The following is a 19,096-nucleotide window of genomic DNA, read 5'->3' as shown; positions in this document are numbered from 1 at the left end:
TGCTGTACAGCCTCTGCTCCGGCGTCCGTGGCCGAGGTCACGGGAAGGTCACCGGACGGCAGGAGCACCACACTAACGGTGCATCGTGTGGGGATCCGGCCGATGTGCCGAGGAGAGACCGTGCTCACCTGGAGAAGTAAGGGGGCGCACAATGGGGGATGCTTCCGGTGTGGTCGAAAACACTCCCAGCCCGTTACCGGGACATGGTGGCGCTTCCACCAGGCATGAGGGGAGACTGGCTGTCAGATCGTCCCGGCGCGAGCCACGCGCCGCCGGCGTACAAGGAGGCATCCGTGCCGCACGTCCTGGTCCTCAACGCGTCGTACGAGCCACTCGGCGTCGTACCGCTCCGCCGCGCGCTCGTCCTCGTCCTCGAGAACAAGGCCGTATGCCTCGAGGAGTCCGGCGCCTACATGCACAGCGCAACCGTCACTGTCCCCGCGCCCAGCGTGGTCCGGCTGAAGCGATTCGTGCGGGTTCCCTACCGGGGGCCCGTTCCTCTTACCCGTCGTGCGCTCTTCGCACGCGACGGCGGCCGGTGCATGTACTGCGGTGGCGTCGCAACCAGCGTCGACCACGTCATTCCGCGCAGCCGCGGTGGTCAGCACGTCTGGGACAACGTGGTGGCGTCCTGTCGCCGCTGCAACCATGTCAAGGCCGACCGGCATCTCTTCGAGATCGGCTGGCGGCTCCGCCACAAACCGGCTCCACCCACCGGCCTGGCCTGGCGCATCATCGGCACCGGGCATAGGGACCCGCGCTGGCTGCCCTACCTGCAGCCGTACGGCGCGGACGACGCCTTGGCCCGGATCGACGGCATCTCCGCCTGAGGTCCGGGCTTCTGCGTTCTCCGGGGCGAGCGGCACCGCCGGTCGCCCCGGACCACCGGCGGCCGGCCGTACCTCGCGCCGGCCGCCCCACGCCGTCGCCCCGGCCCCGGGAGTCCCCTGTGCTCCCGGGGCCGGACGGGCTTGCGGCATGCTCCGGCCCGGCGCGGGCGGCCGGCGTGCTGTTCCCGGTGCGGATGTGGGGCGTGCCCGAGCCTGCCGCGGATGTCGGGCGTGCCCGAGCCCGCCGCCGATGTGAGGCGTCCCCGAGCCTGCCGCGGCTGTCGGGCGTGCCCGAGCCTGCCGCGGATGTGAGGCGTCCCCGAGCCCGCCGCCGATGCCCGGCGCCGGTGTCAGGCGTGCCGCAGCTCGGCCGGGCTGAGGGAGCGGCGCAGGAGTGGCAGGGACGTGGCCGCAGCCAGCAGGCAGGCCGCGTACACCACGAACGGCACCAGCAGCGGGGCCGGCGGCAGCGCGGTGCCGCCCGTGTCGGCCAGAAGCGCGTACCAGGTGGCGATGCCCATGCCCCCGAGGCCCGCCAGGGCCACCGCGGGCGCGAGCGGCAGGGCGGTCTCCAGGAGCAGCGCCCGGGCCAGAACGGCGGCCGGGACACCGGCCGCGGCCTGCGCGGCGAGCGCCCGGCGGCGGGTGGCCGGCGATTCGGCCGTGCCCACGGCCAGGCCGCAGAGCGCGATCGCCAGGGCGAGCAGCAGCGCGGCCCCGGTCAGGTCGATGCCGGTGGTGTAGAAGGAGATGTCCATGGCAAGCGACTGCGGGCCGCGCTGGTGCAGGGTGCCCAGCAGCACCTGCCGTACGCCCATGAATCCGGTCCCGGCGACGGTCACCAGCAGGACGGCCGCGTGGGTGCGGGCGGCGGTCCAGGGGTCGTCACGCAGCCGTTCGGCCGCGATCAGCACCGCCGGGTCGCAGGTCCGTTCCGCGAGCCGCCGGCCGATGAGCCGGGAGGTGACACCGCTCAGCCAGACGGCGCTCGCCCCCGTACCGATCACCACGGACAGCACCAGCACCGGGGCCGTGCCGAAGCCGCCGACGGAGGACGGCGCCACGAGCATCCCGGCGACCAGCAGTCCCGACGCCGCGAGCGGGAGCAGCGGCCCCGGGCCCCGTCCGGCGCGCGGGCGCACCCGGCGCACCCGGCCCAGCGGCTCCGCGACCACCCGCCGCAGCGCCACCACGCTCACCAGCGCGCCCAGCACCGGCACCGCCGCGGTGACCAGGGCACACGCCGGCCACAGCAGGGCCGGCGCGGCCGGCCACAGCCCCAGCAGCAGCGGCACGGCGATGGGGGCGGCGACGGCCGAGCCGCCCAGACAGGCGAGGCCGGCCTCCAGCGCGGCGATGCGCCGCACCTGGCCGGGCGCGGCCCCGGCCAGCCGCAGCCGGGCCAGCCGCCGGTCCCGGTGCACGGCACCGATCCGGGCGCACTGTGCGAGGAAGCCCAGCACGGGCACGAGCAGCAGAAGCAGGGTGAGGACGATGCCCGCGCGCTCGCCCGGCTGGTTCAGCAGTCCGTTCGCCGACGCTATCCGGTACTGCCCCCGCAGCGAGGCCACCGCGGTGGCGGCCAGGGCCAGACCCGTGGCGAGCCCGGCACCCACCGCGGTCAGCAGCACCCGCCACCCCTCCCGCCGGTCCGAACCGCGGGTCAGCAGCCAGGCCAGACGCAGTTCGCCGCTCATCGCGCCACCTCCGTGGCCCCGGCCGCCACGTCACCGTCCCGCAGGATCACCTCGCGGTCCGCGTACGCCGCCACCTGGGCGTCGTGCGTGATCAGCAGCACCGCCGTGTCCGACGCGCGGGCCGTGTGGGCGAGCGCGGTCATCACCTGCTCCGAGGCGAGCGAGTCCAGGGCGCCGGTGGGCTCGTCCGCGAACACCACCTTCGGCCTGGTCACCAGGGCCCGGGCGAGGGCCACGCACTGGGCCTGCCCCCCGCTCATCTCGCCGGGCCGCAGATCCTGCCGGCCGAGCACGCCGAACCGCTCCAGCCAGTCGCCGGCCCGCTCCCGCGCTTCCCGGCGCCCCGTGCCCGCGATCAGCAGCGGCAGCGCCACATTGTCGACGGCGGTCAGCTCGGGGATGAGCTGCCCGAACTGGAAGACCACTCCGAACTCCGTCCGCCGCAGCTCGCTCAGCCGCGTCTCCGAAAGCCCGTCCAGGCGTTCGCCCGCGTACTCGACCGTGCCCGAGTCCGGGCGGACGATCCCCGCGAGGCAGTGCAGCAGCGTGGACTTGCCGCTGCCGCTGGGGCCGGTCACGGCGAGTATCTCGCCCGCGTGCAGCTCGACTGAGGCGCCGCGCAGCGCCCGGGTGGAGCCATGCGCCTTGCATAGCTGACGGCCGGTCAGGAGGGGTGGGGTCATGCGGTGTCGACCTCCGCGGTCAAGGTGGTGAGCCGGGCCGCCGTGGTGGTCATCCAGCGGAGGTCGGCGTCGAGGTGGTTGAGGGCGTAGTCGGCCGAGAGCACGGTCGCGAGGTCGGCGCCCGGCGCGGTCTTCACCGCGGTCAGCTCCCGCATCCGCGCCTTGTGCGCGGCGCGTTGTGCCGTGAGGTACGCGGCCGGGTCCGCCGACGCGAGGATCGCCACGACGACCTTGGCGAAGATCTCATTCGTGACGAACGGCGCGGGGGGAGTGATCTCCCCGGCCCAGCGGGCCAGTTCGTGCGCGCCGTCGTCCGTGGAGCGGTAGAGCGTGCGTTCCGGGCCGCCGTCGGAACCGGTTCCCTCGACCTCGGCCAGGCCGTCGCGGACCAGGCGTTGCAGGGTTGTGTAGACCTGCCCGTACGCCAGCGGCCGCGCCTGCGGGAACCGCTCGTCGTGCCGCCGCTTGAGGTCGTAGCCATGGCTCGGCCCCGCGGCGAGCAGCCCGAGCAGGATGTGACGGGTGCTCATGAGATCAGTATGTACCACGTACATGTACTGAGTGAATAGTGGGCGCCGCGAAATTCCGGCAGGGGAGCGTGCGTCGGCCCCGGACAACCAGGTACGGTCTGTGACGAAACGCACGATGTCCGTCCTCGTACGTCTGCGGGCGCGCCCGCTGGGTAGGCCAGTTCTCACCCGCATCCGTCGTACGACGACAAGGAGGCCCCCGTGGCCGTACCGGTACACCCCCCGCTTCCGGCCCTGTCCAAACGCCGCTTCGAACGCGACGATCCCGACGCCCTGCTGTGCGTCCTCAGCGCGGAGGTCGCCTGCGCCGAGGCACCGCTCACCAGCGAACCGCCGCTGCCCGACGCCGAGCCCCTCACCAGCGAACCCCCGCTCGCCGACGCCGCGCCGCTGACCAGCGAGCCCACGGCCGCCGGCCTGGACCCCACGGGGTTGTAGATGGCGCCGGCCGACCCCGGGCGTGACGCGACGCCGCTGGCCCGGCTCGCCGCCCTGCACGGCGTCGCCACCTCCTACCAGCCCTCCCCGGACCGTACGGCCCAGGCGTCGGACACCGCGGTCGTCGCCGCCCTGGCGGCGCTCGGCGTCGACGCGCGCACCCCGGACGCCGTACGCCACGCCCTCGCCGCCCGCGAGAGAGAACTGCGCGAACGGCTGCTGCCGCCGACCGTGGTCGGCTGGGGCGGGCGCCCGCCCGCCGCCCTCGCCTCGCTCCCGGACGGCACCCGCCTGAGGATCGAGACCGAGCAGGGGGAGACACGCGATTCGGCCGGACGACTCCCGCCCGGTGTCCATACCGTGCGGGTGACCGCGCCCGACGGACGCACCGCCGAGGCCCATCTCGTCGCCGCGCCCGACCGGCTGCCCGAGCCGCCCGGGCGCTCCTTCGGACTGCTCGTCCAGCTCTACTCCCTGCTCTCCCGCCGCTCCTGGGGCATGGGCGACCTCGGCGACCTCACCGAGCTGACCGCATGGGCGGGCCGGACGCTCGGCGCCGGATTCGTGCAGGTCAACCCGTTGCATGCGGCCGTGCCCGGCCCGCCCACGGATCCCTCCCCCTACCGTCCCTCCTCGCGCCGCTACCCGGACCCCGTCCATCTGCGCGTCGAGGACCTCCCCGAGTTTCCCTACGTCGAGGACCAGGTGCGGCTGCGGGCGCTGCTGGCGCGGGCCGCGCGGCTGCGGGAGTCCGTCCTCGACAAGGGTGCGCTGATCGACCGCGACGCCGTGTGGGACCTCAAGCGCGAGGCGCTCGAACTCGTGCACGCCGTGCCCCTGGGACCCGGACGGCGGGCCGCCTACGCCGACTTCCTCGCCGAGGAGGGCGAGGCGCTGGAGGACTACGCCACCTGGTGCGCGCTCGCCGAGGTGTACGGCTCCGACCGGCACGCCTGGCCCGCCCGGCTGCGCGATCCGCGCTCGCCCGAAACCGCCCGCGCCCGCGCCGAGCTGATGGACCGCGTCGACTTCCACACCTGGCTCGCCTGGCTGACCGACGCCCAGCTCGCCACCGTCCAGCGCACCGCGCGCGACGCCGGGATGGCCGTGGGGCTGATCCACGACCTCGCCGTCGGCGTGCACCCGGGCGGCGCCGACGCCTGGGCGCAGCAGGAGTACCTCGCGGCCGGCATCTCGGTGGGCGCCCCGCCCGACGCCTTCAACCCGCGCGGCCAGGACTGGGGGCTGCCCCCCTGGCGCCCCGACCGTCTGGCCGCCTCCGGGTACGCCCCCTACCGCCGGCTTCTGCGCGCCCTCTTCCGGCACGCGGGCGCCCTGCGCATCGACCATGTCATGGGCCTGTTCCGGCTGTGGTGGGTGCCGCAGGGGCAGCCGCCCACGGAGGGGACCTACGTCCGCTACGACGCCGAGGCCATGCTCGCCGTCCTGGTCCTGGAGGCGGCGCGTGCGGGGGCGCTGGTCATCGGGGAGGACCTCGGGACGGTGGAGCCGGGCGTGCGGGAGGCGCTGCACGAGCGCGGGCTGCTCGGCACCTCCGTTCTGTGGTTCGAACGGGACTGGGAGGGCACCGGGCAGCCACTGCCGCCCGAACGCTGGCGGGCGGACTGCCTGGCCACCGCCACCACCCACGACCTGCCGCCGACCGCCGCCCGGCTCTCCGGCGAGCACGTGGAACTGCGCGACCGGCTCGGCCTGCTGACCCGCCCCCTGGACCAGGAGCGCGCCACGGCGGCCGCCGACGCCCGCGAATGGCTCGCCCTGCTGACCCGGCTCGGGCTGCTGAAGGGAACGAGCGGCGGGGGCCCGACGGCCTCGGAGGAGCTGGAGGTCCAGGCCGTCCACCGGTTCCTGCTGCGCACACCCGCCCGGCTGATCGGGGTCTGGCTCCCGGACGCGGTGGGCGACCGCCGGCCGCAGAATCTCCCGGGCACCTGGGACGAGTACCCGAACTGGCGCCTGCCGATGGCGGACGCCGAGGGACGCCCGATCACCCTGGAGGAACTGGCGGTCTCACCGCGGCTGCACGCGCTGATGGACGTGGTGCGGGACCGGGACACCGCACAGGACGGGCCGGGCCCCGGCGCGGACGGCGACCCCGGAGCGGCGGGGCGGGCGGAGGCCGGGGACGGAAAGCCGGGGTGACCGGTCGGAGCGCTGATGTGCGGTGCGGGTCGCGGGCTTCCAGCGGACCCCGGGGCTTCCAGCGGACCCCCGGGCGCGCGGCCTGTCCGGGCGTTCGCTACTTTTGCACCGTGGACAAGAAGAACGCCCTGCGCGCCGGCGCCCTGGCCGCCGGTACGACGCTGATGATGCTGCTCATGTCGTCCCCCGCGCTCGCGCTGACGCGCGACGACGGCGACGACCCCGGCAAGGGCCTGAGCGTGGCCGAGACGCTGGGGCTCTTCGTCGCGGCGCCGATCGTGCTGTTCCTGATCATCGCGGGCCTCGTCATGGTCACCGACAAGTCCCGCAAGCAGGCGAAGCAGGGCTGAGGCCGTTCGGGCAGCGGCGGGGTCCGTCCCGGGGCCCGTCGGCCGTCCCGGCCTTTTTGTCGAGGGAGTCCGCGCGCCGGTGTGCGGACTCCCTCGACGTGTTACAAGTGGGCCAGCGGCATCGACCACAGGTACGGACCCGCCCTCGTCGCCCCGCGGATGTGGCCGCAAGCGCTCGTCGGCCGACGACCCTGGGCACCAGGAGGTCGCCATGGCAGGCAAGACCCGCACCCCCGCCTCCGGCGACGGCACCCCCACCGGTGTCATCGTCGTCGGCGCGGGCCCCACTGGTCTGCTCCTCTCGGGTGACCTCGCGGCCGCCGGCATCCCCGTCACCCTGGTCGAGAAGCGGCCCCACCGGATCAGCAACCTCTCCCGCGCCTTCGGCGTGCACGCCCGCACCCTGGAGCAGCTCGACGCCCGCGGCCTCGCCGACGAACTGGAGGCACGCGGACACGCCCTCTCCGAGTTCCGGCTCTTCAGCCGTCTGTCCGTCCGGCTCAGCCGCATCCCCTCCCGCTTCAACCACATCCTCGTCCTCCCGCAGTACGAGGTGGAGAAGGTGCTCGAGCGGCGGGCGGCGGAGGCCGGGGTGCGGTTCGTGTACGGCACCGAGGTCACCGGACTGGCCCAGGACGCCGACGGGGTGACCGTCCGGGTCCGCGGGGCCGGGGGCGAGCCCGGGGAGATGAGCGCCGCGTACGTCGTCGGCGCCGACGGCCTGCACAGTGCCGTCCGCCGGGCGATGGGCCTGCCCTTCCCCGGCAGGTCCGTGATCCGTTCCCTCGTCCTCGCCGACGTCCTGCTCGACGAGAAACCCGAGCAGGTGATCACCGCCAACGCCGTCGGCGACGCCTTCGCCTTCCTCGCCCCCTTCGGCGACGGCTACTACCGGGTCATCGGCTGGAACCGCGGCCGCGACCTCCCCGACACCGCGCCGATCGATCTCGGCGAGGTCCGGGAGACCGTCCGCCTCGCGCTCGGCCGCGACTACGGCATGCGCGACGCCCGCTGGATGTCCCGGTTCCACAGTGACGAACGCCAGGCGCCCGCCTACCGGGTCGGCCGTGCCCTGCTCGCCGGGGACGCCGCACACGTCCACAGCCCGGCCGGCGGCCAGGGCCTGAACACCGGCCTCCAGGACGCCGCGAACCTCTCCTGGAAGCTCGCCGCCGTGCTGCGCGGCCACGCCGGCCCCGAGCTCCTCGACACCTACCAGTCCGAACGTCACCCGGTGGGCAGGGCCGTGCTGCGCAGCAGCGGCGGGCTCATCCGGATGGCGATGGCCCGGCGCCCCTGGACCCTGGCCCTGCGCGCCGTGCTGGTCGCCCTCTTCAACCACGTCACCCCGGCGCGGCGGCGCGCGATCGGTCAGATCACCGGCATCGGATACCGCTACCCCGCCCCGCGGGGCGCCCATCCGCTGGCCGGCCGGCGCGCCCCGGACATCGCGCTGACCACCGGACGGCTCTACGAGGCCCTGCGCGGCGGCAGGTTCGTGCTGATCGCCCCGGACGGCGTCGAGGCGGTCGGCAGGGAGGACCGGCTCGCGGTGGAGCACTGGGCGAGCGGACGCCGCACGGCGGTGCTTGTGCGGCCCGATGGATACGTCGCCTGGGCGGCCGAGGCGCCCGACGCCGAGCGCATCGAGGAGGCGCTGGTCAGCTGGACGGGCCCGAGCTGACGGTACCGGTGAGCAACTGGCGCAGCAGATCGGCCAGTTGGCCGGACTGTCGCGCGTCCAGAGCGTTCAGGGCTTCCGTCTGGACGGCCAGTCCCGCGCCGACCGCCTCGTCGATGAGCCGGAGCCCCCGCTCGGTGAGCGTCACCCGCAGACCGCGCCGGTCGTGGGGGTCGGGGGAGCGGCGCAGCAGTCCGGCCGCCTCCAGCTTGTCCAGACGGCCGGTCATACCGCCCGTGGTGAGCATCAAAGTGGCCGACAACCGGCGCGGCGAGAGGGTGTAGGGCTCGCCGGAGCGGCGCAGGGTCGCCAGGACGTCGAACTCCCCGCGGGAGATCCCGTAGGGGGCGTAGGCCTTCTCCATCCGGTCGCCCATCTCACGCGACAGCCGGAAGATCCGCCCGAAGACCTCCATCGCGGCGGTGTCGAGGTCCGGGCGCACCGCGGCCCACTGCTCGATGATCGCGTCGACGGGGTCCCCGGGGGTCTGGTCCATGCGCAGAGTATCCGTCCGCGTCCGGGTCGCTCGCAAGAAAGCGGGTCGACACCAAGTGGGTCGGCGGAAAGTAGCTTGACGTCTATTTGCTTAGAGCTAAGCTAATCAGTGCTGAGTCAAACGGGGCTCGGCCTACCCGCCCGGGTCGAATGACAGGGGGACTCATGAAGCGGTACGCCACGGCCCTGCTCACCGCCCTCGCGCCCGTCTCCTGGGGCACGACCTATGCCGTCACCACCGCGTTCCTGCCGGACGGGCGCCCACTGTTCACCGGCCTGATGCGCGCGCTGCCCGCCGGACTGCTGCTGCTCGCGCTCGGGCGGGTGCTGCCGCGCGGCGCCTGGTGGTGGAGGGCGGCGGTGCTGGGCGCGCTCAACATCGGCGCCTTCTTCCCGCTGCTGTTCCTGTCCGCGTACCGGCTGCCCGGCGGTATGGCGGCCGTCGTCGGATCGGTCGGGCCGCTGTTCGTGGCCGGCCTGTCGGCGCTGCTGCTCGGGCAGCGGCCGACCGTCCGGACGCTGCTGACGGGCGCCGCCGCGGCCCTCGGGGTCAGCCTCGTCGTCCTCAAGGCGGCCGGCGCGCTCGATGCGGTCGGGGTGCTCGCCGCGCTCGCCGCCACCGCCTCCATGTCCATCGGCACCGTGCTCACCAAGCGCTGGGGCCGCCCGGACGGCGTCGGCCCGCTCGCCCTCACCGGCTGGCAACTGACCGCAGGCGGGCTGCTGATCGCGCCGATCGCGCTGCTCGCCGAGGGGGCGCCGCCAGCCCTCGACGGGCGGGCCCTCGGCGGCTACCTCTACCTTGCGCTCGCGAACACGGCGGTCGCGTACTGGCTGTGGTTCCGGGGCATCGGACGCCTCACCGCCACTCAGGTCACCTTCCTCGGCCCGCTGTCCCCGCTGACCGCCGCCGTCGTGGGCTGGGCGGCACTCGGCCAGGCGCTCACCCCCCTCCAGCTCGCGGGGATGGCCCTGGCGTTCGGGGCGACGGTCCTCGGCCAGCTCGCCCCGCTCGGCCCTCGACGGCGGCGGCCGAGCGCGACGGACCGGCCGGGCATGACAGACCGGCCGAGCGTGATGGATCGACTGAACGTGACGGACCGGCTGAACGAGACGGACCCCGGCCGAGTGTGACGGACCGGCTGAACGGGACAGACCGGCCGAGTGCGACGGACCGGCCGGGCACGACGGATCGGCCGGGCACGACGGATCGGCCGGGCACGACGGATCGGCCGGGCACGACGGATCGGCCGGGCACGACGGATCGGCCGGGCACGACGGACCGGCCGGGCACGACGGACCGGCCGGGCAGGACAGAGGGCGCCCGGCATGCGCCGGACGCCCTCACCCGGTGACGACGGGACGGCAGCGGCTACGCCCGGGCGGCGGCCGCGTCCGCGGCCTGCGCCCGGAGCGCGCGCTCGACACCCGCGCGCGACTCCATGATCAGACGGCGCAGGGCCGGGGGCGGCTCGGCGGCGGCCAGCCATGCGTCGGTCTTCGCCAGCGTCTCCTCGGACACCTGGACCGCCGGGTAGAGCCCCACCACGATCTGCTGGGCCATCTCGTGCGAGCGGGAGTCCCAGATGTCCTTGACCACCTCGAAGTACCGGTCCGTGTACGGGGCGAGCAGTTCGCGCTGGTCGGTCTGGACGAAGCCCCCGATCACCGCCTCCTGCACGGCGTTGGGCAGCTTGTCGGACTCGACGACCGACGCCCACGCCTCCGCCTTGGCCTCGGGGGTGGGACGGGCGGCCCGGGCGGTGGCAGCGTGCCGCTCACCCGCCGCCGTCTTGTCCCGGGCCAGCTCGCCCGCGATCTCCGGCTCGTCGAAGCGGCCCACGGCCGCGAGCCGCTCCACGAACGCCCAGCGCAGCTCGGTGTCGACGACCAGGCCCTCGACCGTCTGCGAACCGTCCAGCAGCGCCTCCAGCAGGTCGAGCTGCTCCGGCGTACGGGCGGTCGCCGCGAAGGCGCGGGCCCACGCCAGCTGGTGGTCGCTGCCCGGCTCGGCGGACCGCAGATGGGCCAGGGTCGCGTCCGTCCACCGGGTCAGCAGCGCCTCGCGCGCGGACGGGTCGGCGTACAGGTCGATCGCCAGCTTCACCTGGCGGTGCAGCGACTGCACCACACCGATGTCCGACTCCTTGGAGATGCCGGACAGCACCAGCGAGAGGTAGTCGCGGGCCGCCAGCTCCGCGTCCCGCGTCATGTCCCAGGCCGACGCCCAGCACAGGGCGCGCGGCAGCGACGAGTCGAAGTCCCCCAGGTGCTCGGTGACGAAGGCCAGCGACTTCTCGTCCAGCCGGACCTTGGCGTACGACAGGTCGTCGTCGTTGAGCAGGATCACGTCCGGGCGGCGCCGGCCCGCGAGCTGCGGCACGGCGGTCAGCTCGCCGTCCACGTCCAGCTCGATGCGGCCGTCCTCGGCGCGCCGCAGCTTGCCGCTGCCGGCGTCGAGGTCGTACAGGCCGATGGCGATGCGGTGCGGACGCAGGGTCGGCTCGCCCTTGGCACCCGCCGGGAGCGCCGGGGCCTCCTGGCGGATGGCGAAGGAGGTGATGACCCCGTCCGCGTCCGTCTCCACCTCGGGACGCAGGACGTTGATGCCCGCCGTCTCCAGCCACTTCCCCGACCAGGTCTTCAGGTCCCGCCCGGAGGTCTTCTCCAGGGCGCCCAGCAGATCGGACAGGCGCGTGTTGCCGAACGCGTGCTGCTTGAAGTAGGCCTGCACGCCCCTGAAGAAGGCGTCCATGCCGACGTAGGCGACGAGCTGCTTGAGGACCGAGGCGCCCTTGGCGTACGTGATGCCGTCGAAGTTGACGAGGACGTCGTCCAGGTCGTTGATCTCGGCCATGATGGGGTGGGTGGACGGGAGCTGGTCCTGCCGGTAGGCCCAGGTCTTCATGGAGTTCGCGAAGGTCGTCCAGGAGTGCGGCCAGCGGCTCTCCGGGTGGTGCGCCAGACAGGCGGCCTCGGCGTAGGTGGCGAACGACTCGTTCAGCCAGAGGTCGTTCCACCACTCCATGGTCACCAGGTCGCCGAACCACATGTGGGCCAGCTCGTGCAGGATCGTGGCGGCCCGGGACTCGTACGCCGCGTCCGTCACCTTCGACCGGAACACATACTGGTCGCGGAAGGTGACCGCACCCGCGTTCTCCATCGCGCCCGCGTTGAACTCCGGCACGAACAGCTGGTCGTACTTCTGGAACGGGTAGGCGTAGTCGAACTTCTCCTGGAACCAGTCGAAGCCCTGGCGGGTCACCTCGAAGATCGCGTCGGCGTCCAGGAACTCGGCGAGGGACGGCCGGCAGTAGATGCCGAGCGGGACGGTGCGCCCGTCCTTCTCGTAGACGCTGTGCACGGAGTGGTACGGGCCGACGATCAGCGCGGTGACGTACGTCGAGATCCGCGGCGTCGGCTCGAAGACCCAGACGTCGTCCTTGGGCTCCGGAGTGGGCGAGTTGGAGATGACGGTCCAGCCTGTGGGCGCCTTCACGGTGAACTGGAAGGTGGCCTTGAGGTCGGGCTGCTCGAACGAGGCGAACACACGCCGCGCGTCGGGCACCTCGAACTGGGTGTAGAGGTACGCCTGCTCGTCGACGGGGTCGACGAAACGGTGCAGGCCCTCGCCGGTGTTGGTGTAGGCGCAGTCGGCGACCACGCGCAGGACGTTGCGGCCCCGAAGGAGGCCGGGCAGGGCGATCCGCGAGTCCTTGAAGACCTCGGCCGGGTCCAGGGCGTCGCCGTTGAGCGTCACCTCGTGGACCGTCGGGGCCACCAGGTCGATGAAGGTCTCCACGCCTCCCGCGGTCTCGGCTTCGCTCGACCGGGAGGTGCCCCCGTCCGCTACGTCGAAGCGCACCGTGGTCACGGACCGGTAGGTGCCGCCCTCCTGCGCGCCGGAGAGGTCGAGATCGATCTCGTACGAGTCAACGGTGAGCAGCTTCGCCCGCTGCTGCGCCTCTTCGCGAGTCAGGTTTGTGCCAGGCACGCGGTCATCTCCTCGTTATGTGTGGGTTGCGCCATCCTTCCACGTCACCACGGTGTTGGGCGATGACCCAGGAGCGCATCACGGGGCCGGGGAGAGCAAGGGCGCGCACCGCCGGCGGCGCGCGCCCTTCGGGAGGGGGGAGGCCGTCTACTCGTTCAGCTCCGCCGCCACCAGTTCCGCGATCTGCACGGCGTTCAGCGCCGCGCCCTTGCGGAGGTTGTCATTCGAGATGAACAGCGCCAGGCCGTTGTCCACCGTCTCGTCGCGGCGGATGCGGCCCACGTACGAGGGGTCCTGGCCGGCCGCCTGGAGCGGGGTCGGGATGTCGGAGAGGGCCACGCCGGGCGCGCCGGCCAGCAGCTCGGTGGCGCGCTCCACCGGGAGCGGACGCGCGAAGCGGGCGTTGACCTGGAGGGAGTGGCCGGAGAAGACCGGGACGCGGACACAGGTGCCGGAGACCTTCAGCCCGGGGATCTCCAGGATCTTGCGGGACTCGTTGCGGAGCTTCTGCTCCTCGTCCGTCTCGTTCAGGCCGTCGTCGACGAGGTTGCCGGCGAGGGGCACCACGTTGAAGGCGATCGGGCGCTGGTAGACGTGCGGCTCGGGGAAGTCGACCGCCTGGCCGTCATGGGTCAGCCTGTCGGCGTCGGCGACCACCTTCTGGGCCTGGCCGTGCAGCTCCGCGACGCCCGCGAGGCCCGAGCCGGACACCGCCTGGTAGGTGGCGACGACGAGCGCCTCCAGGCCCGCCTCCTCGTGCAGCGGCTTCAGCACCGGCATCGCGGCCATCGTCGTGCAGTTCGGGTTGGCGATGATGCCCTTCGGGCGGTTCACCACGGCGTGCGGGTTGACCTCGGAGACGACCAGCGGCACGTCCGGGTCCTTGCGCCAGGCCGAGGAGTTGTCGATCACGACGGCGCCCTGCGCGGCCACCTTCCCGGCCAGCGCCTTCGAGGTGGCGCCGCCCGCGGAGAACAGCACGATGTCCAGGCCGGTGTAGTCGGCCGTGGCCGCGTCCTCCACCGTCACGCCGTCGAGGACGGTCCCCGCGGAGCGGGCCGACGCGAACAGGCGCAGCTCGGTGACCGGGAAGTTCCGCTCCGTGAGGATCCTGCGCATGACCGTGCCGACCTGACCGGTGGCTCCGACGATTCCGACCCTCACGGCGACTCCCTCTGCGTGTGTTCTGCGTGCGTAGTGCCTGGCCGAGGCCTTTCCATCATGCGGCCGACCCCGGCCCGGCTGTCCAATTCTTTGCGCGGCCTGCCCGAGGAGTGGGACGTCACCTCTCCGCCGGCGGTTGCGGATGTCCTGCCTCCACCCCCGCTGAGCTGGAGAAAGTCATCCGACAGGGGCTCCGCGCCGCAAGCTGTGCTGCCGCGTGCCTGCCCCTGCCCGAGCGGCTTACACGACGGTGTGATGTACACCTCTGCCGTGTGGCGCGGACCTCCCGCGAACGTTTCGGCCCCCTGAGGCGTCGTAGGGGAAACGCGCAAGGGGAGGGGTGGCTGTGCTGCGCAGAAAGGCCCGCCGCGGGCCGGGGGCGGACCACGCGGTGGACGATCCCCTGGACGCGGCCCAGGAACGGCGGGTGCGGGCGGTGCTCGCGCTCGGCGGGGTGCCGCAGACGGACCTGCCGGACGGGGTGCAGCAGGTCCGTCTGCGGTTGCTGGAGCGGACCGCGAGCGGGCGCGAGGCACCGCGGGACGTGTCCGCGTGGGCGGCGGTCGTCGCCTCCAACCTGGCGATGGACTGGCACCGGTCCAGGCGCCGCCAGGTGCGCCTGGGGGAGCGGCTGGCGTCCCTGCGGCAGCCGGACCACCCCTCCGGGGAGGACTCCAGCGTGCTCTCGCTCGCCGTCGCCCAGGGCCTGGACGAGCTGCCCGACCCCCAGCGCCAGGTCGTCGTGCTGCGTTTCTACGCCGATCTGCCGGTGCGGGACATCGCGGAGCAGCTCGGTATCCCGGAGGGCACCGTCAAGAGCAGGCTCCACTCGGCGGTCCGCGCGCTGCGCGCCCGTCTGCACGAGGACGAGGTGGTGTGACATGGCCGCCGAGTACGACGGCGTCGACGCGCTGATGGCGGCGATCACCGGCGAGCCGCTGCCGGACGCGGCGCGTTCCGACGTCGAGTTCATGACGGGACACCGGGCGGCCCTGGCCGATGTGGCACTGCTGCGGGAACAGCTGAGCGTTCTCGGGGATGCGCTGGCGGCGCCACCGGCCGGGGTGCAGTCGCCGGCCGGGGCCCCGAGCCGTCCGTTCGCCCCGCGTCCGGTGAGGCTCGCGCGCCGCGGGCGGCCCCTGCGCCTCGCCCTCGGGTCGCTGGCGGCCGTGGTGGCGCTGTCGGCCGTCGTCGGGCTGGCCCGGCTCGTCGCGCTCGGCGGGGGAGCGGACGACGCCGCGTCCAAGGGCAGCGCCGCCGCTGCCGACGGCGCAACGGCCCAAGACGGGTCGCCGCCGTCCGATCCCGAGCGGGAGGTGGCCTGCTCCCGGCTCGTCGTCGAGGGGACGGTGAGCGAGGTGGGACCGCTCGGCGGCCCCAGGACCAGGGTGGAGCTGACCGTCACGCGGTACTACCGGCCCGAGGGCGGGCCGTCCCGCGTCACCGTGCTCCTCGACGGCCGGGCCGAGCCGCAGCCGCGCCGGGGCCAGCATGTGCTGATCCGTGTCCCGCGGGACGGGGACGGCCCGACCCTGTGGGCCGTGGGCGAGGGGCGCGTCGCCGCGAACCGCGCCTGGATCACCAAGGCGCTGCCGGGCTCCCGGCACACGGGGTGCCCCTCGGGCGGGCCGGGCTGACCCGTACGACGACGAAGGGCGGGCGCCCGTCACAAGGCGACGGGCGCCCGCCCTCACCGCCGTACGGAGACCTACGGCGTGAGCTTCTCGATCTTCACGCTGCCCACGCCCGCGACCGTGCCGCGCGCGTTGACCAGCCGGACCTGGCCGAAGAACTCCCGGCCCTCGGGGGCCGCCGCGGCCGCGGTGACCGACCCGGAGACCGTCGCGGAGTCACCCGTGCCGAGCTTCACCGGCGTCGCGTCGTCGACCGTGACCTGGCCGAGGGCGGGGGAGAAGAACACGTCCTGGTAGTCGTAGGCCGTCGAGCCGGACGGGACCGAGTAGCCCGCGACCGCGACGGTGTAGGTGCCGGCGGCGGGCGAGGCGATGTGCACCGACTCCTCCGAGTCGCCGTCCGCGGACTGCGCGACCTGCTTGCCGCTCGCGTCGTACACGGTGAGGTCCAGGTCGGCGGCCGCGTCGGACACATTGCCGATGGCGACGTCCAGCGAGGTGGCGCCCGCGGGCACCTCCACCGTGCTGGTCTGGGTCTCGCCGCCCTTGATGGTCGGCCGTGCCGTCTTCGAGGAGCCGAGCGGGCCGCCGACCAGCCTGCCGTCCAGCGCCGCGTAGGTGTTGGTCACCTTCCAGGAGGCGGTGGCCGGGGCGCCGACCTTGGCCTCGGGCACCGTCACGGTCTGCGGGTCGAAGGCCGCGCCGAGGACGGTGACGTCCAGCTGGTAGGGGTTGTCGAGCATCGGCGACGTACGGCGGGCCTCGACCTCGATCTCCCAGACGCCGGCCTGCGGATCGGCGTACGAGCGGACGTCGGGCTTGCAGCCGTTGCCGTCGAAGTAGTTGTTGTAGCAGTTGGGCGTCGAGGTGTTGTCCACCGGAACGCCGTACGGGTGGATCGAGATGAACCGGGTCTGGCTCTTGTCCTTCAGCCCGCTCATCGCGACCTCCAGCGACCTCGCGCCCTCGGGCACGGTCAGGAAGTACGACGTGCTGCTGTTGCGCTGCACCGAACTCGACGCCGAGTAGGTGTACTTGACCGGCGTGGAGACCACGACCGTGGTGAGGATCTGCTTGTCGACGCCCTCGGTCCTCGGGTCGTCGACCTCCAGGATCGCGCTCTTGATGCCCGCGGACCTCGGAGCCGCCTGGACCTTCACGGTCACCGGCTGGTTCAGCGGCAGTCTCACCTCGTCCGAGCCGAGGATCCGGAAGGTGCCGCCGTGGTTGTTCTCGAAGTTCAGCTCGTGGCGGACCGCCTTGTCCGGGCCGGACGTACGCGTGATCGTGATGTCGTACGTCTTCCTCTCACCGGCCTTCAGCCCGCCCTCGCGGTCGTACAGGCCCGTGCCGAAGCCCGGGGTCTTGAGCGCGTTGTCGATGGCGGTGTCGACGGGGGCCTTGACCACGTAGTTCATGGGCTCGGCGTCGTGGGCGGCCGCGTCGTGGCGGATCGCGTCCCAGGCGTCGACGATGTTGATGCTGCCCGCGCCCTCCTCGTACGCCTGCGCCCCTCTGATGTGGTCGGCGGTCGAGGTCAGGGCCATGCGCAGCTTGGCGGGCGACAGATCGATGTTCTTCTGCTTGGCGGCCGACAGCAGCAGCGCCGAGGCGCCCGCGGCCTGCGGGGACGCCATCGAGGTGCCCTGGAGCATCGAGTAGCCGGCCGGCAGCGAGTAGCCCGCCTCGGCGACCGGGGAGCCCGGCAGCCAGGTCTGGGTGGTGTTGATCGCGGCACCGGGGGCGACGAGGGTCGGCGTGAAGCCGCCGTCCTCGCGGGGGCCGCGCGAGGAGAACGGCATCAGCTGGTACTTCTTGTCCACCCGCGAGCCGTAGTTGGCGGCCCAGGTCTCCTTGGAGATGCCCGCGCCGACCGAGATCACCTTGTCCGCGAGGCCCGGGTCGCCGATGGTGTTGGCGCCGGGGCCCGAGTTGCCCGCGGAGATCACGAGCTGGACGCCGTAGGTGTCGATGAGGCGCGTGTACAGCTCGGCACGCGCGTTGTTGCCGTCGTTGAGCGCCGGGAGACCGCCGATGGACATGTTGACGATGTCGACGCCGCGGTTGACGACGAGGTCGATCATGCCCTCGGTGAGCGCGACGTTGGTGCAGCCGCCGGTCCAGGTGCAGGCGCGCGAGGAGACGATCTTCGCCCCCGGGGCGGCGCCGTTCATCCTGCCGCCGAACAGGCCGTTGGCGGAGGTGATGCCGGCGACGTGGGTGCCGTGCTCGGACTGGATGACGCCGATGTTGACGAAGTCGGCCTTCTTGCCGACCCAGGACCCGCCGTAGGGGTCCATCGGCACGTCCTTGCGGATCTGCACGACGAACGGCACGCGCTCGACGACGTCGGTCTTCGGGTCGTCGGTGCCGAAGTAGCCGATCTGGTAGCCGTCCTTGTACGGCTTCATCGGCGTGTCGTCGCTGAAGTCGTGGTTGTTGTTCAGGTCGAGGGTGACCGTGCCGGCCGCCGGGTCGTACAGGACGCCCCAGCTGTCGGTGGTGTCGCCGTCGCGGTTGAGGTCGCCCTTCTCGTCGCCGCCGGTGGTCGCGGACTCCTTGAAGGTGCTGATCTCGTACGAGCCCGCCGGCGCCGTCCAGGTCTGGCCGCCGTAGGAGAAGGTGGGCCCGGAGACCGGAGTGACCATCGGACGCCAGGTCGCGTCGCTGTCGACGATCGGGTCCGTCGAGGTCACCCAGTCGACGATCTTGCGCTCGCCGGTGGTGGTCTTCTGCAGCGCCGGGTGGCCGAGGTCCACGCCCGAGTCGAGGATGCCGATGGTGACGCCGCGGCCGTCCGCCTTCGGGTGCTCCTTGACGAAGTCGACGGCGCCCGTCTCGAAGGAGGGGTTGTAGGGGTTCTCGGCGGGGGTGCTCCTGCTCGGGCCGGTGTAGGTGGCCGTGCCCTTGCCCGTCGCGCCCTTGGCGGTGTCCGCGCTCGGGGTCGGGTCGTCGAGCGGGATCTCCCGCCGCAGGTCGATGGCGTGCACCGAGGACAGCTTCGCGGCGGCGGCGATGGCCGAGTCGGCCTTGGCGGTCGGGACGGTGGCACGGACGTAGCCGAGCTTGTCGTAGCTGCGGCCGACGGAGCCGCCGCGCACCGCGTCCAGCTCCTTGGCGACCTGCCCGGTCTGCCCGGGGGCCGTCGCGATCATCATGGTGACGTTCTTGGCGCCGTCCGCCTTGGCCTGCGCCAGGAGGTCCGCGTCGTCCGAACCGAGCTTGGCGGTCGCGGACTTGACGGTGGGGTCGGTCCCCGCGGGGGTGTGGCCCGCGGCGAGGGCCAGAGGTATCGGCCCGGCGGCGGAGAGCGCGGCCACGAGACCCGCGGCGACGGCTATGCGGGCCACGCGTCTGGCGCCCGATATCGGGGCGCGGTGAGGGTCGGGGGTCATCGGCATCCCTTGTTGGTAAAGGAACGTGGGTGACGCGGCCGG

The 19,096-nt window shown here is 73.2% G+C and carries 15 protein-coding genes; 8 read left to right on the top strand and 7 right to left on the bottom strand.

Translation table 11 applies throughout. The features are described 5' to 3' along the window. The first annotated feature begins 293 nt into the window (after positions 1-293). On the top strand, positions 294-830 hold the full coding sequence (locus ACIP94_RS04630) for an HNH endonuclease (protein ID WP_234515622.1): 537 nt from the start codon (positions 294-296) through the stop codon (positions 828-830). Between the two features lie 350 nt (positions 831-1,180). Here the strand turns inward: ACIP94_RS04630 and ACIP94_RS04625 are convergent, their stop codons facing one another. From ACIP94_RS04625 to ACIP94_RS04615, 3 genes are read right to left on the bottom strand one after another with little or no spacing between them, the layout of a single operon-like run. Beyond that, on the bottom strand, positions 1,181-2,527 hold the full coding sequence (locus tag ACIP94_RS04625) for an ABC transporter permease (RefSeq protein WP_402419435.1): 1,347 nt from the start codon (positions 2,525-2,527) through the stop codon (positions 1,181-1,183). Then, the gene (locus ACIP94_RS04620) at positions 2,524-3,210 is read right to left on the bottom strand and encodes an ABC transporter ATP-binding protein (protein ID WP_402419432.1); all 687 of its coding nucleotides are present in this window, start codon (positions 3,208-3,210) and stop codon (positions 2,524-2,526) included. Before ACIP94_RS04620 ends, ACIP94_RS04625 begins: the two co-directional genes overlap by 4 nt. Then, positions 3,207-3,740: a PadR family transcriptional regulator gene (locus tag ACIP94_RS04615; protein WP_402419429.1), complete on the bottom strand. Its 534-nt coding sequence runs from the start codon at positions 3,738-3,740 to the stop codon at positions 3,207-3,209. Before ACIP94_RS04615 ends, ACIP94_RS04620 begins: the two co-directional genes overlap by 4 nt. 201 nt (positions 3,741-3,941) lie before the next feature. Here ACIP94_RS04615 and ACIP94_RS04610 point away from each other — a divergent pair, with 201 nt between their 5' ends. From ACIP94_RS04610 to ACIP94_RS04595, 4 genes are all read left to right on the top strand, one after another. Then, complete coding sequence (locus ACIP94_RS04610; protein WP_402419426.1) at positions 3,942-4,178, top strand: hypothetical protein; 237 nt, start codon at positions 3,942-3,944, stop codon at positions 4,176-4,178. Next, the gene (gene malQ, locus ACIP94_RS04605; protein ID WP_402419423.1) at positions 4,179-6,341 is read left to right on the top strand and encodes a 4-alpha-glucanotransferase; all 2,163 of its coding nucleotides are present in this window, start codon (positions 4,179-4,181) and stop codon (positions 6,339-6,341) included. Between the two features lie 110 nt (positions 6,342-6,451). Next, positions 6,452-6,691: a hypothetical protein gene (locus tag ACIP94_RS04600; protein ID WP_402419420.1), complete on the top strand. Its 240-nt coding sequence runs from the start codon at positions 6,452-6,454 to the stop codon at positions 6,689-6,691. Between the two features lie 211 nt (positions 6,692-6,902). Further along, the gene (locus ACIP94_RS04595; RefSeq protein WP_402419417.1) at positions 6,903-8,375 is read left to right on the top strand and encodes an FAD-dependent monooxygenase; all 1,473 of its coding nucleotides are present in this window, start codon (positions 6,903-6,905) and stop codon (positions 8,373-8,375) included. On the opposite strand, the gene ACIP94_RS04590 is transcribed toward ACIP94_RS04595, so the two are convergent. Beyond that, positions 8,353-8,868 (bottom strand): MarR family winged helix-turn-helix transcriptional regulator, encoded by a 516-nt coding sequence (locus ACIP94_RS04590; RefSeq protein ID WP_402419414.1) that lies wholly within the window; start codon positions 8,866-8,868, stop codon positions 8,353-8,355. The two genes, ACIP94_RS04595 and ACIP94_RS04590, sit on opposite strands and share 23 nt — an antisense overlap. A gap of 164 nt (positions 8,869-9,032) precedes the next feature. Between ACIP94_RS04590 and ACIP94_RS04585 the strand changes: the two genes are divergently transcribed. Beyond that, entirely contained in the window at positions 9,033-10,001 is a 969-nt protein-coding gene (locus ACIP94_RS04585) for an EamA family transporter (RefSeq protein ID WP_402419412.1), read from the top strand. Between the two features lie 238 nt (positions 10,002-10,239). Here the strand turns inward: ACIP94_RS04585 and pepN are convergent, their stop codons facing one another. After that, positions 10,240-12,861, bottom strand: coding sequence for an aminopeptidase N (gene pepN, locus ACIP94_RS04580; RefSeq protein WP_402419409.1), 2,622 nt, complete (start codon positions 12,859-12,861; stop codon positions 10,240-10,242). 147 nt (positions 12,862-13,008) lie between these two features. Then, positions 13,009-14,025, bottom strand: a complete 1,017-nt coding sequence (locus ACIP94_RS04575; RefSeq protein ID WP_402419406.1) for an aspartate-semialdehyde dehydrogenase — start codon at positions 14,023-14,025, stop codon at positions 13,009-13,011. Positions 14,026-14,365: 340 nt separating this feature from the next. On the opposite strand from ACIP94_RS04575, the gene ACIP94_RS04570 reads away from it, so the two are divergent. Next, positions 14,366-14,905, top strand: a complete 540-nt coding sequence (locus ACIP94_RS04570) for an RNA polymerase sigma factor (RefSeq protein ID WP_402419404.1) — start codon at positions 14,366-14,368, stop codon at positions 14,903-14,905. 1 nt (position 14,906) lies between these two features. Beyond that, a complete protein-coding gene (locus ACIP94_RS04565) occupies positions 14,907-15,662 on the top strand; it encodes a hypothetical protein (RefSeq protein WP_402419401.1) in 756 nt (251 codons plus the stop codon). Between the two features lie 71 nt (positions 15,663-15,733). Here the strand turns inward: ACIP94_RS04565 and ACIP94_RS04560 are convergent, their stop codons facing one another. Then, positions 15,734-19,054, bottom strand: coding sequence for a S8 family serine peptidase (locus ACIP94_RS04560; protein ID WP_402420381.1), 3,321 nt, complete (start codon positions 19,052-19,054; stop codon positions 15,734-15,736). Positions 19,055-19,096 lie beyond the last annotated feature (42 nt).

It is taken from the genome of Streptomyces sp. NPDC093261 (assembly GCF_044753645.1).
Classification (GTDB): domain Bacteria; phylum Actinomycetota; class Actinomycetes; order Streptomycetales; family Streptomycetaceae; genus Streptomyces.
This window is presented reverse-complemented; position numbering and strand designations above follow the sequence as displayed.

What these genes read in the sequence shown, in the direction of transcription:
- ACIP94_RS04560 (WP_402420381.1), bottom strand. Translation starts at nt 19,054, where the DNA reads ATGACCCCCGACCCTCACCGCGCCCCGATATCGGGCGCCAGACGCGTG.
- ACIP94_RS04565 (WP_402419401.1), top strand. Translation starts at nt 14,907, where the DNA reads ATGGCCGCCGAGTACGACGGCGTCGACGCGCTGATGGCGGCGATCACC.
- ACIP94_RS04590 (WP_402419414.1), bottom strand. Translation starts at nt 8,868, where the DNA reads ATGGACCAGACCCCCGGGGACCCCGTCGACGCGATCATCGAGCAGTGG.
- malQ (WP_402419423.1), top strand. Translation starts at nt 4,179, where the DNA reads ATGGCGCCGGCCGACCCCGGGCGTGACGCGACGCCGCTGGCCCGGCTC.
- ACIP94_RS04625 (WP_402419435.1), bottom strand. Translation starts at nt 2,527, where the DNA reads ATGAGCGGCGAACTGCGTCTGGCCTGGCTGCTGACCCGCGGTTCGGAC.
- ACIP94_RS04585 (WP_402419412.1), top strand. Translation starts at nt 9,033, where the DNA reads ATGAAGCGGTACGCCACGGCCCTGCTCACCGCCCTCGCGCCCGTCTCC.
- ACIP94_RS04620 (WP_402419432.1), bottom strand. Translation starts at nt 3,210, where the DNA reads ATGACCCCACCCCTCCTGACCGGCCGTCAGCTATGCAAGGCGCATGGC.
- ACIP94_RS04615 (WP_402419429.1), bottom strand. Translation starts at nt 3,740, where the DNA reads ATGAGCACCCGTCACATCCTGCTCGGGCTGCTCGCCGCGGGGCCGAGC.
- ACIP94_RS04595 (WP_402419417.1), top strand. Translation starts at nt 6,903, where the DNA reads ATGGCAGGCAAGACCCGCACCCCCGCCTCCGGCGACGGCACCCCCACC.